Source organism: Ensifer sp. WSM1721 (genome assembly GCF_000513895.2).
Classification (GTDB): Bacteria; Pseudomonadota; Alphaproteobacteria; order Rhizobiales; family Rhizobiaceae; genus Sinorhizobium.
On the sequence record NZ_CP165783.1, the window covers coordinates 226,426 to 237,581 of the forward strand.

The 11,156-nt window shown below is 63.5% G+C and carries 12 protein-coding genes; 5 read left to right on the forward strand and 7 right to left on the reverse strand.

The features are described 5' to 3' along the window. Nucleotide 1 precedes the first annotated feature (1 nt). From M728_RS18855 to M728_RS18870, 4 genes are all read left to right on the forward strand, one after another. The gene (locus M728_RS18855; RefSeq protein WP_026621388.1) at nt 2-1,075 is read left to right on the forward strand and encodes an ABC transporter ATP-binding protein; all 1,074 of its coding nucleotides are present in this window, start codon (nt 2-4) and stop codon (nt 1,073-1,075) included. After that, on the forward strand, nt 1,050-1,913 hold the full coding sequence (locus M728_RS18860; protein ID WP_245269721.1) for an SUMF1/EgtB/PvdO family nonheme iron enzyme: 864 nt from the start codon (nt 1,050-1,052) through the stop codon (nt 1,911-1,913). Before M728_RS18855 ends, M728_RS18860 begins: the two co-directional genes overlap by 26 nt. Beyond that, nucleotides 1,892-2,908, forward strand: a complete 1,017-nt coding sequence (locus M728_RS18865; RefSeq protein ID WP_026621390.1) for a ScyD/ScyE family protein — start codon at nt 1,892-1,894, stop codon at nt 2,906-2,908. The genes M728_RS18860 and M728_RS18865 overlap by 22 nt, the downstream gene beginning before the upstream one ends. Nucleotides 2,909-3,005: 97 nt before the next feature. Next, nucleotides 3,006-3,680: an HAD family hydrolase gene (locus tag M728_RS18870; protein ID WP_026621391.1), complete on the forward strand. Its 675-nt coding sequence runs from the start codon at nt 3,006-3,008 to the stop codon at nt 3,678-3,680. Between the two features lie 42 nt (nt 3,681-3,722). On the opposite strand, the gene M728_RS18875 is transcribed toward M728_RS18870, so the two are convergent. Further along, on the reverse strand, nt 3,723-3,917 hold the full coding sequence (locus M728_RS18875) for a DUF2735 domain-containing protein (protein ID WP_026621392.1): 195 nt from the start codon (nt 3,915-3,917) through the stop codon (nt 3,723-3,725). A gap of 517 nt (nt 3,918-4,434) precedes the next feature. Between M728_RS18875 and M728_RS18880 the strand changes: the two genes are divergently transcribed. Then, the gene (locus M728_RS18880) at nt 4,435-5,469 is read left to right on the forward strand and encodes a glutamine synthetase beta-grasp domain-containing protein (RefSeq protein WP_026616509.1); all 1,035 of its coding nucleotides are present in this window, start codon (nt 4,435-4,437) and stop codon (nt 5,467-5,469) included. 73 nt (nt 5,470-5,542) lie between these two features. On the opposite strand, the gene M728_RS18885 is transcribed toward M728_RS18880, so the two are convergent. The 6 genes from M728_RS18885 to M728_RS18910 form a co-directional block, all read right to left on the reverse strand. After that, nucleotides 5,543-6,322 (reverse strand): TIGR01458 family HAD-type hydrolase, encoded by a 780-nt coding sequence (locus M728_RS18885; protein ID WP_026621393.1) that lies wholly within the window; start codon nt 6,320-6,322, stop codon nt 5,543-5,545. Nucleotides 6,323-6,485: 163 nt separating this feature from the next. Next, entirely contained in the window at nt 6,486-6,650 is a 165-nt protein-coding gene (locus M728_RS18890; protein WP_156943469.1) for a hypothetical protein, read from the reverse strand. A 197-nt stretch (nt 6,651-6,847) separates the two neighbouring features. Then, complete coding sequence (locus M728_RS18895; RefSeq protein WP_026621394.1) at nt 6,848-8,365, reverse strand: tripartite tricarboxylate transporter permease; 1,518 nt, start codon at nt 8,363-8,365, stop codon at nt 6,848-6,850. A gap of 14 nt (nt 8,366-8,379) precedes the next feature. Then, on the reverse strand, nt 8,380-8,871 hold the full coding sequence (locus M728_RS18900) for a tripartite tricarboxylate transporter TctB family protein (protein WP_026621395.1): 492 nt from the start codon (nt 8,869-8,871) through the stop codon (nt 8,380-8,382). After that, the gene (locus M728_RS18905; protein ID WP_026621396.1) at nt 8,868-9,812 is read right to left on the reverse strand and encodes a tripartite tricarboxylate transporter substrate binding protein; all 945 of its coding nucleotides are present in this window, start codon (nt 9,810-9,812) and stop codon (nt 8,868-8,870) included. Before M728_RS18905 ends, M728_RS18900 begins: the two co-directional genes overlap by 4 nt. A 239-nt stretch (nt 9,813-10,051) precedes the next feature. Then, nucleotides 10,052-11,119, reverse strand: coding sequence for an ABC transporter substrate-binding protein (locus M728_RS18910; protein WP_026621397.1), 1,068 nt, complete (start codon nt 11,117-11,119; stop codon nt 10,052-10,054). Between the last annotated feature and the right edge of the window lie 37 nt (nt 11,120-11,156).

An 11,156-nucleotide genomic window follows, 5' to 3' on the forward strand; every position in this document is an offset into this window, starting at 1 on the left:
CATGGCTTCCGTAACCTTCAAGAATGTCACCAAGAAGTTCGGCGAGTTCGTCGCTGTTCACGACTTCAATCTCGAAATCCGCGACAAGGAGTTCCTCGTGCTGCTCGGGCCTTCCGGCTGCGGCAAGACGACGACGATGCGAATGGTCGCCGGTCTCGAGGAGGCCACGTCCGGCCACATCTATATCGACGCCGATCGTGTAAACGATGTTCTGCCGAAATATCGTGATGTCGCGATGGTCTTCCAATCCTACGCGCTCTATCCGCATCTGACCGTTGAAGACAACATCGGCTATCCCCTGAAGATCCGCAAAGTGCCGCCCGAGGAATATAAGCGGCGCGTCGCCGAGGTGGCGCGGCGGGTAGAGCTCGAAACCATGCTCAAGCGCCTGCCGAAGGAGCTTTCGGGTGGCCAGCGCCAGCGGGTCGCGCTCGCCCGCGCCATCGTGCGCACACCCCGCGTCTTCCTGATGGACGAGCCGCTGTCGAACCTTGACGCAAAGCTGCGCACCCAAATGCGGGCGGAGCTGAAGCACCTGCAGCACGAATTGCAGGTGACGACGATCTATGTCACGCACGACCAGATCGAGGCGATGACGCTTGCCCATCGGGTCGCGGTGATGAACAAGGGCGTGATCGAGCAACTCGGAACGCCGCGAGACATCTATAATGATCCGCGGACGCTCTTCGTCGCCGGTTTTATTGGCTCCCCGTCCATGAATCTCATCCCGGGCGAGATGAAGGACGGCATCTTCGCGAGCGCCGACCTTCGGGTCGGCGGTGCGGGCCACGCCAATATCCCGCACGCCGTGCTCGGGGTGCGCCCCGAAGATATACATGTGGCAAGCGCCGAAGATCCCGACGCCAATCTCGTGGCGCCGATCTATTCGGTGGAGCTTACCGGCGAGAACACGCTCGTAAGCCTGCAGCTCGGCGGTCGGCTCATGACGCTGCGCGCAGACAAGAATTTTTCCGGCCAGATTGACCAGAAAGTCGGCGTGAAGATCGCCAGGGATCGCATGTTCCTTTTCGATGCGGAGACGGAGCGACGTGTCGATTTCCAGTCCAATAGCTGAGCTGCCGGGCGCGGGCGGGCGTAACGAGGCGGTCGACACCCAGCTCTGCCTTGCCGGGCAGGGCAGAGCTGGGTGTGCAGCGGCAGCGGCAATCGCTCTCTTCATCGCGTCCGGCGCGTTCGCCGTAGATGCGGGCCCAATCGCCGGCAATCCGCTCATCGAGATACCGGCAGGCCCCTTCGTCTTCGGCCGCGATGACGGTCCCGAGAATGAGCGCCCGCGCCGGGTGGTGGAGGGACGGGCTTTCCGGATCAACCGCACCGAGATCACCAACCGGCAATATGCCCGCTTTGTCGAAGCGACCGGCCATCGGCCCGGCTTCTATGCCGGCCATCTGATCCTAGGACTGGACGATCGGCCGGTGGTCGGCGTCAGTTGGGTGGATGCCGACGCCTTCTGCCGCCATCACCAGCTTACTCTGCCGTCGGAGCGGCAATATGAGCGGGCGGCACGGGGCGCTACGGGCCTCCCATTTCCCTGGGGTACGGCTCCGCCGGACGAAACGCGCGCGAATGCCGGGGCCGAGAACTGCTGCGCCGCCGATGCGCGCGACGGCTATCCGATGACCGCGCCGGCGGATTCTTTCGAAAGCGGCGCAAGCGCCGAGGGTGTGCTCCATCTCATCGGCAATGTCTGGGAATGGACGAGTGATGTCTACGCGCCTTATGAAGCGAATGGGGGAGGCACGCAGCCGGGCGCCGGAACATTCCGCGTGCTGCGCGGCGGATCGTGGAACAGCGACCCGAGCCATCTGACGACGACCTACCGGCTCGCCTATGACCCCGAATTCCGTTTCTCGGCAAATGGTGGTTTCCGATGCGTGCGCTCGGAGCCCTGATCGCCGCGGCGGTGCTGGTGCTTCCAGCGGCAGCGATCGCCGCCGAGCCCCCCGCTCCGCAGGGCTACCGCCTCGAAACCGTCCGCGTGCCGGGAGCCAAGTTCGCCGGTCTTGCGCGCGACGGCGACGCACTGCTGGTGAGCGATCTTGCAAGCGGCCGGCTTTTTCGCCGCGGGCCGGATGGCAGGCTCGTCGCCTTCGGCCCGGTCTTTCCGCATGGCGTCGACGTGATCGGCGACCCGACCGGACCCTATCGCGTCGCCCGAGTCGGAGATAGGCTGGTCGTCGCCCAAGGCTGGACGCCGGTCGATAGGCGCGAGGGGCCGCTCGACCACGCGATCATCGCCCTCGACGATGCCGGCAAAACACGCGTCATCAGCAATGACTTCTGGAACCCGTTCGATTTCGCCGCGGCGGCCGACGGGCTTTACGTCGTCGACGCCGCACGCAACAGCGTCGAACACCTGCAACCGGATGGCCGCAGGAATACGATCGTCACCTTCCGGCGGCTGGAACAAGCAGGGGAGGCGCTGCAAGGCTTGTCTCCGACGGAATTCGCGAAGGGCGAAACCTATCCAGTCGACGCGGTGCCGACCGGCGTCGCGCGAAGCAACGGGCGGCTTTACATCACGCTCTTCGGCGGCTTTCCCTTCCTGGCAGGCGCCGGCAAGGTGGTTTCGGTCCTCGAGGCCGGTGGCCCGTCTCAGCCGAGGATCGAGGCCGAGGGGCTGAACGCGCCGGTGGCCGTCGCCTTCGACCGCGATGGGGCGATGCTCGTCCTCGAACATGGAACCTACGACCAGAGCCAGGGATTCGCAAAAGGCAGTGGCCGGCTGCTCCAATTCGGGGGGAAGGGTGACCGCAAGGCGATCCTGGATGGGCTGACGCGGCCGGTATCGCTCCTCGTATGGGACGGGCGGCAGCTCGTCGTTTCCGGTCTCGACGGCAATCTCCATTTTCTACGACGCCCCGCGTCTGATCCGACGCGCAAGTAGGGTTCACAAAGAGAAAGTGCAGCTACAGCGCCTGTTCGCGTGCGAAGCCTGCACCATATTCCCGCGGGTGACGACATCATCAAGCAGGAGAAAAACTATGCGCATTGAACCGGTCTTCCTGTTCGACCTCGACGGCACCCTCGTCGACAGCGTCTATCAGCATGTACTTGCCTGGAAGGAAGCGCTCGACGGCGAGGGCATCGACCTTTCGGTATGGCGCATTCATCGCAAGATCGGCATGAGCGGCGGCCTCTTCACCAATCAGCTCCTGCGCGAAACGAACATGGAGATCAACGAGGAGCGGGTGACTCGCCTGCGCCGGCGCCATGCCGAGGCCTATAAGCGGCAGGCAGACAGCATCCGGCCACTGCCCGGCGCACGCGAGCTGCTAAGCTGGCTCACGGATGCGAAGATATCCTACGCGATCGCGACGAGCGGGCGGATGGAAACGGCGGCCGTGAACCTCGCTGCGCTCGGCGTCGATCCGGCAGTCATCCCGGTCGTCACACGGGACCTCGTCAAATATGCCAAGCCCGACCCGGACCTCTTTCTCGCCGCCGCCGAGCAGCTCGGTGCGCCCATCGAAACGGCGGTGGTTGTCGGCGACAGCATCTGGGACATGCTGGCGGCGGTGCGCTGCCGGGCTTTGGGCGTTGGCCTGTTGAGTGGTGGTTACGGGCACGAGGAACTGCGGCACGCGGGAGCGTATCGCATCTTCGAAGATCCCGCCGACATGCTGAACCATATCGACGAGCTTGGCGGGCGGCGGTGACAGAAGCCGCGTTCTGGTCGCCCGCGCGCCTGGGGGCGAGCCTCAATGCGTGGTCTTGGTTTCTTCGCGGACCGCTTCTTCGTGATACCAGCAGCCGTCAACCGCAGCCGCACACACATCCGAGGAAGCAATTTCCCCCTTCCGCTGGATTTCGGAGCGCCGCTCCTCGGCCTTCCGTGAAATCCGCGTCGGAAACTTCAGGATCGTCGCAGACTTGCCGTGAAAACTCGTGGCCATGCTCTGGTCTCCCGTGAGTTCTGTCCGGAAAGATAGTACGTGGGAGGCGAAATTGCACATCATTTGCGCGAAATGCTGAAAATTCGTTCAAAAGGATGCTGGAATCGCAAGCACTCTCCCGCGTTTCCGTGCCACGGAGGCTGTCGGTGCGATTTTTTAGGCAGTCGCACCCGTCTGACCCTTTTTGGGGCAGGGTTCCGTTCGCAGGCTGTGGCCGGTTCCCGCAGCGGGTGGCGGGGCCGCGTGGGATGCGTAGCAAAATCAATGCGGTGATGGGAATCCGAGGGCTGGTATAGGTCGAAATGCCGGGTCGCTGAGATCGTCCCGGTCGTCCGCGCCGCCGCGACGAGTCCGGGACGGATTCCCAGTCTTGCCAAAAAAAGAATCACGCGTGCCGGTGAGTTGGCACGCTTGATGCTTCAAAAGGATCGATCCCTGGCAGCCGAGCACGTTATCCGTGTGAAGCCGTGTCAGGAATTGTTCAAACCTCGCAGCACCACGTTAGAGAGATTCGCTGATGACAAAGTATAAGCTCGAGTACATCTGGCTCGATGGCTACACGCCCGTACCAAATCTCCGCGGCAAGACGCAGATCAAGGAATTCGACGCGTTTCCGACGCTCGAGCAGCTTCCGCTTTGGGGCTTCGACGGCAGCTCGACGATGCAGGCCGAAGGCCGCAGCTCCGATTGCGTGCTGAAGCCGGTTGCCGTCTATCCGGACCCGGTCCGCACCAACGGCGTGCTCGTCATGTGCGAAGTCATGATGCCGGACGGCAAGACGCCGCATCCGTCGAACAGCCGGGCGACGATCCTCGACGACGAAGGCGCCTGGTTCGGTTTCGAGCAGGAATACTTCTTCTACAAGAACGGCCGTCCGCTGGGCTTCCCGGAGCAGGGCTATCCGGCACCGCAGGGCCCGTACTACACCGGCGTCGGTTACAGCAACGTCGGGGACGTCGCACGTCAGATCGTCGAAGAACACCTCGACATCTGCCTGGCTGCCGGCATCAACCACGAAGGCATCAACGCCGAAGTCGCCAAGGGCCAGTGGGAATTCCAGGTATTCGGCAAGGGCTCCAAGAAAGCCGCCGACGAAGTCTGGATGGCGCGTTACCTGCTGCAGCGCCTGACGGAAAAGTACGGCATCGACATCGAGTGGCACTGCAAGCCGCTCGGCGACACCGACTGGAACGGCTCCGGCATGCACTGCAACTTCTCGACCGCCTATATGCGCGAAGTCGGCGGCAAGGATTATTTCGAAGCGCTGATGGCCGCCTTCGAGAAGAACCTGCACGAGCATATCGCCGTCTACGGTCCGGACAACCACCTGCGCCTGACCGGCAAGCACGAGACGGCACCGTGGAACAAATTCAGCTACGGCGTTGCCGACCGAGGCGCATCGATCCGCGTTCCGCACAGCTTCGTCAACAACGGCTACCGCGGCTATCTCGAAGATCGCCGCCCGAACTCCCAGGGCGACCCCTACCAGATCGCTTCCCGCGTTCTGAAGACGATTTCCAGCGTTCCGACGACGGTTTCGAAGGTAGCGTAATACTCCCAAGACTTCATGGCGCCGACCTCAGGTCGGCGCCATGCTTTTTCAAATATTGGTCCTGCTACTTCGTTCATTCGGTTTCGCTGCGCTTTGCAAGGATCCAGTCGATCGCAGCCGAGATGTCATCAGCAGTCGCCGTCGGCGCAGGCTCGAAACGCGTCTCATCACCGGCTCGATACTTGCCCGTCCGCACCAGTAATGCGTGACCAATTCCGGCCCTGAGCGCGCCGGCAACGTCAGTTTCCGCGTCGTCGCCGACCATCACGGCTTCCGCCTCCGCGCACGGGATGGTGGCAAGCGCGGAGCGGAAGAAGTCGGGCGCCGGCTTGCCGAGGACGATCGCCGTTGTTTGGCTTGCAAACTCCAATGCGGCAACGAAGGCCCCGGCATCGAGGCTCAATTTTCCGTCGACATCCTTGAAGGTTCGGTTCGGCGCGAGCGCCAGCAACTCCGCACCGTCGACCAGCTCGCGGAACGCCGCATTCAGCGCGCGGTAGTCGAAGGCATCACCCGCGTCGCCGACAACGACGGCCTTGGGTTCTTGGCCTGTCAGGTTGGGGAATTCGGCAATCAAATTGGGATGGACGAGCAGGTGCGGCGATCGGGCATGCTCGCGAAGCCAGCTGCAGGCCGCCTCGGCTGGGGTGAAAAGCTCGTCGCTGCAGACTGACAGCCCCAGCCTTGCCAGCCGATCCAGAACGGCTCGCTTTGTCGAGCGCGTGGTGTTGCTGACGAAACGGATCGGGATGCCGGCTGCACGCAAGCGGCCGACAGCCTCGGTTGCGCCGGGCACGGCGCTCTCGCCATCATAGACGACGCCGGCGAGATCCAGAAGTACAGCGCTGATCATCGGGTGAGGATGACACGCCAATGCTGTCGGTCAAGTTTCGCGCTGAGGTGAGGCGCTTCATTGCGAGCGCCGTTTTCTCGCGCCGCACCGGGCGGCGCCCTATGCCGCGGCGGTTCTGCCGCCGCGTTTGTACAAGCTGAAGCCGTCGTTACAACGCCGGCATTTAGCCGCGGCGGGTATCCGGGAAGTTAGCCGGATCGATGCCGAGGGTGTGCAGATCCCGTGCGTTCGGACGGCGGTGACCTTCGACGGCGGCGGCTGCTGCGGTTGCGGCGCCAAGTACGGCGAAGGCGCGTCCGATGAAGCCCATGCGGTTCTTGCTAGTCATCTCTTTGCTCGCTTTCGTTCTCTATTCGATGAGCAAAAGATGGGCCCGGCGAGGTCCTTTTGCAACGCACAAAAGCTCAGCCCAGCCATGCAACGAAAGCAGGCCCGGCGGGCGTTACCCGCCGGGCCTGAATCGGAGCGGAACGAGGCTGCCCCTCCTCGTCCCGCTCCTCGATACGCCTTGGGAGGCGGAAGGGGTCAGTCTTCGCTAGCGGCGAGCTGCGCGAGAACTTCGCCGCGGCCGCGTGCCCTGAGGATGAGCGGCACGATCAGGGCGAGAGCGGCGATCACCAGAAGCACCGCCGCGATCGGCGAGGTGAAGAGCACGGTGATGTCACCCTGGCTGATCGAAAGCGCGCGGCGGAGCTGCTGTTCGGCAAGCGGCCCGAGGATCAGGCCGACGACAACCGGCGCGATCGGGTAGCCGAAGACCCGCATGACGTAGCCGAGCAGGCCGAAGGCGAGCAGCATGCCGAGCTCGAAAACCGACGGGTTGGCGCCGATGGTGCCGAGCGTCGCGAACAACAGGATGCCGGCATAGAGCCAGGGCTTCGGGATCGTCAGAAGTTTCACCCAGAGTCCGATCAGCGGCAGGTTCAGGACGAGCAGCATGAAGTTGGCGATGAGCAGGCTGGCGATCAGGCCCCAGACGAGTTGCGGGTTGGTGGCGAAAAGCAGCGGCCCCGGCTGAAGGCCGTATTGCTGAAAGCCGGCGAGCATGATCGCCGCTGTCGCCGTCGTCGGCAGGCCAAGGGTCAGGAGCGGCACGAGCGTACCGGCGGCGGATGCGTTGTTGGCGGCCTCGGGACCGGCCACGCCTTCGATTGCGCCATTGCCGAATTCTTCCGGATGTTTGGTGAGGCGCTTTTCGGCGGCATAGGAGAGGAAGGTGCCGATCTCGGCGCCGCCGGCCGGCATGGCGCCGATCGGGAAGCCGATGAAGGTGCCGCGCAGCCAGGCCTTCCAGGAGCGCGCCCAATCCGTGGCACTCATCCAGATCGACCCCTTCACCGTCTCGACCGTTTCCGGGCCGCGATCGCCTTGCGCGGCGATGAACAGCGTCTCGCCGATCGCGAACATGGCAACTGCGAGCGTCGTCACTTCGATGCCGTCGAGAAGGTCCGGCACGCCGAAGGATAGCCGCGTCTGGCCCGTCAATTGGTCGATGCCGATGCAGGCTAGCGTCAGGCCGACGAAGAGCGAGGTGAGCCCGCGCAGCGTCGAATCCCCGAAAGCGGAGGATACGGTGACGAAGGCGAGTACCATCAGTGCGAAATATTCGCGAGGGCCGAAGACAAGCGCCAGCTTCACGATGTAGGGCGCAATGAAAGCGAGGCCGAGAGTGGCGACGAGGCCGGCGACGAAGGAGCCGATCGCCGCCGTCGCGAGGGCAGGACCTCCGCGACCGGCGCGGGCCATCTTGTTGCCCTCGAGAGCGGTCACGATCGATGCGCTTTCGCCCGGCGTGTTGAGGAGGATCGACGTGGTCGAGCCCCCATACATGCCGCCATAGTATATGCCGGCGAACATGATAAGCGAACCGGCCGGGTCGAGCTTGTAAGTGACCGGCAAGAGCAGTGCGACAGTCAATGCGGGGCCGATGCCGGGCAGCACGCCGACGGCAGTGCCAAGTGTCACGCCGATGAGCGCGTAGAGCAGGTTCATCGGCTGAGCAGCGACCAACAGCCCCTGCAAGAGGAAATCGAAAGTACCCATGGTCGTCGGCCTCTTTAGAAGAACAGGCGTTCAAGCGGCCCTGCGGGCAGCGACAATTGCAGGAGCTTGGCGAAGATCACCCAGACGAAGAAGCTGAACGCGATGCCGACCGGCACGGTCAGCCATAGTTTGCGTTTGCCGAAGCCGCGAGCCGTCAGCGCGAAGAGAATGCCCGTTGCAATCGAGAAGCCGACGGCGTTCAGCAACAGCATCTGCGCTGCAAGTCCGGCGACGATCCAGACGACCGGACCCACTTGTTGATGCTCGCGTTCGGGGAAGTCGCCGCGCCACGCCTCCGCGGCGGTCCAGATAGCAAGCGCGATCAGACAGCAGGCGATCGCATAGGGCACCGTGGTCGGCCCGATCTGTGAATAACCGGCAAGCCCCGTCAACCGCGAAACGTCCCAGAAGATCAGGCCGGCTATTGCAGCCAGGACGACGGCGATGATGAGCGCCGCCCGGTCGGGGCGGCGCGTCGTTACGGAAGGGTCGTTCCCCTTGCTCATTTCACCAGTCCGATGTCCTTGAGGACGGCTTCCGTTGCGGAAATGTCCTTCTCAAGCTGAGCTTCGAAGGCGTCGCCGGCGAGGTAAGAGTCCTGCCAGCCTTTGGTCTTCAGCACTTCCTGCCAGCCCGCGGACTTGGCGAGTTTCTCGATATCGGCCGAGACGGCGGCCTTCTGCTCTTCGGTCAGGCCCGGAGCGGCGGCGACCATGCGCCAGTTTTCAACGGCAACGTCGACACCGGATTCCTTCAGCGTCGGCGCATCGATCCCCGGGATGCGCTCGGGGCTCGATACCGCAAGCAGCCGCAGCGTTCCCGCCTTGACCTGGGATTCGAATTCGCCATAGCCGGAGATGCCGGCCGTCACTTGGCTGCCGAGGATCGCGGCGAGCGCCTCGCCACCGCCGGAATAGGCGATGTAGTTGATCTTCGTCGGATCGACGCCGGCGGCCTTGGCAATGAGGCCGACCGCGATGTGATCGGTGCCGCCGGCCGAACCGCCGGCCCAGGAGACCGAGCCTGGGTCCTTCTTGAGTGCCTCGACGAGTTCACCCATTGTCTTGATCTCGGAAGCGGCAGGAACGACGATCGCTTCGTATTCGCCGGTGAGGCGCGCGATCGGCGTGACATCCTTGAGCGTTACCGGCGAGTTGTTGGTAAGGATCGCGCCGACCATCACGTAGCCGCCGACGAGAAGCGCGTTCGGATTACCCTTCTGCTGGCTCGCGAACTGGGCAAGGCCAATCGTGCCGCCGGCGCCGGGAACGTTCTGTACCTGCACGTTGCCGGAAATGCCTTCCTTCTGCATGACCTCCTGCAGCGAGCGGGCAGTCTGGTCCCAGCCGCCGCCGGGGTTTGCCGGCGCGATGATCGTGTAGTCGGCAGCGTAGGCCGGCAGCGCCAAGGCGCCGGCGAGAATGGATGCAAGGAAGAAATGTTTCAAGGTCGGTCCTCCGTGAGGCGCGCTTCGTTGCGCGCGCGTTGATTATCGTCGCGAACGGGAGAAGCGGGTGGTCGACCTAAAGAACGGCGACCTCCGACCGGATTGGTGATGTCCTCCCGATACGCTGCCGGCGATCCGCCTCCACGGCCCGCCAGTGACCTAAAGCCACCATAGAAAGCTGACATTAACCTGACATCAAGTCCGCTTCGCGTAAATGGCCTGTTTGCTTGGCGAAATTTTCACTGCAGCCGCAGCATCTCATTCCAGCGGGCAATCAGCCGCGCGCGCTTGACCTGGTCGAGATAGACCATCAGCCCGGGACTGACCGGCACAGGCTTCAGCTGCGCGCCGAGCATCTCCTGCATCGTATTGGCCGTATTCTCGCCGGCAACGTCCGGGCTCACGGCCGGGATCTGCAGTTCCCGCGCCATGATCGTCTGACCTTCCTTCGACATGAAGAATTCGAGATAGCGGCGACCGAGCTCGGGTGCCGCGGCCGCCTGCGGCACGAGGCCGATGCGCGACATCACCACGGTATAGTCTCGCGGCAGAACGATGCCGACGTCCGGATGCCGCGAGGCCCAGTCGGCGGCATAGGAGCCCAGAATATTGTAGCCGAGGACGAAACGTCCGTCGGAAACCCGCTCCAGGATCGCCTGACTGGTCGAATAGAGTTTCACGCCGGCCGCACCCATCGCGCGGATGACGGTCCAGATATCGCCGAACTGTTCCTGATCGCGCGCCATGAAGAGAAAGCCGACGCCGGAGCGTTCGATATCATAGGTGCCGATGCGGCCGAAGATGGCGCTTCCGTTGCGCTTGAGGTAATCGACGAATTCGGCACGCGTCGCCGGTGGCCGTTCGTCCTTGAAGCTCGGCTTGTGGTAGACGAAGACGGCCGGCTCGAAGGTCAGCGCATAGGCCGTGTTGCGCCAGTTCGCCCAGGCCGGCCAGCGACCGCTCATCGGCAGGTCGCTCGGCTGCGCATAGCCGTCATTGCTGAGCTTGACCTGCAGGTCCATGGCCGACGAAAAGGCGAAATCGGCCGTCTTTTGGCCAGCGTCCGTCTCCTTGACGATCCGGTCGTAGATCTCGCCGGTCAGCATGTCCTCGTAGCGCACGGCCACATCCGGATTGGCCTCCTGGAAACCAACGATCATCGGCCGCGCAAGCGGCTCGTCGAGCGAGGAATAGACGGTCAGGACCGGTGCGCCGGCATCGCCGGAAACCGCCGGAAAAAATACCGGAGCCGCATGCGCCAACGCGGAGGACAGCGTCAAAAAAGCGAGAGAAATCAAGAACCGCATAAATCCACAATGCCTGAGCGGAGCGCCGTTCACAAGC

Coding starts and splice junctions, on each gene's coding strand:
- M728_RS18855 (WP_026621388.1), top strand. CDS start 2: ATGGCTTCCGTAACCTTCAAGAATGTCACCAAGAAGTTCGGCGAGTTC.
- M728_RS18865 (WP_026621390.1), top strand. CDS start 1,892: ATGCGTGCGCTCGGAGCCCTGATCGCCGCGGCGGTGCTGGTGCTTCCA.
- M728_RS18870 (WP_026621391.1), top strand. CDS start 3,006: ATGCGCATTGAACCGGTCTTCCTGTTCGACCTCGACGGCACCCTCGTC.
- M728_RS18875 (WP_026621392.1), bottom strand. CDS start 3,917: ATGGCCACGAGTTTTCACGGCAAGTCTGCGACGATCCTGAAGTTTCCG.
- M728_RS18880 (WP_026616509.1), top strand. CDS start 4,435: ATGACAAAGTATAAGCTCGAGTACATCTGGCTCGATGGCTACACGCCC.
- M728_RS18885 (WP_026621393.1), bottom strand. CDS start 6,322: ATGATCAGCGCTGTACTTCTGGATCTCGCCGGCGTCGTCTATGATGGC.
- M728_RS18890 (WP_156943469.1), bottom strand. CDS start 6,650: ATGACTAGCAAGAACCGCATGGGCTTCATCGGACGCGCCTTCGCCGTA.
- M728_RS18895 (WP_026621394.1), bottom strand. CDS start 8,365: ATGGGTACTTTCGATTTCCTCTTGCAGGGGCTGTTGGTCGCTGCTCAG.
- M728_RS18900 (WP_026621395.1), bottom strand. CDS start 8,871: ATGAGCAAGGGGAACGACCCTTCCGTAACGACGCGCCGCCCCGACCGG.
- M728_RS18910 (WP_026621397.1), bottom strand. CDS start 11,119: ATGCGGTTCTTGATTTCTCTCGCTTTTTTGACGCTGTCCTCCGCGTTG.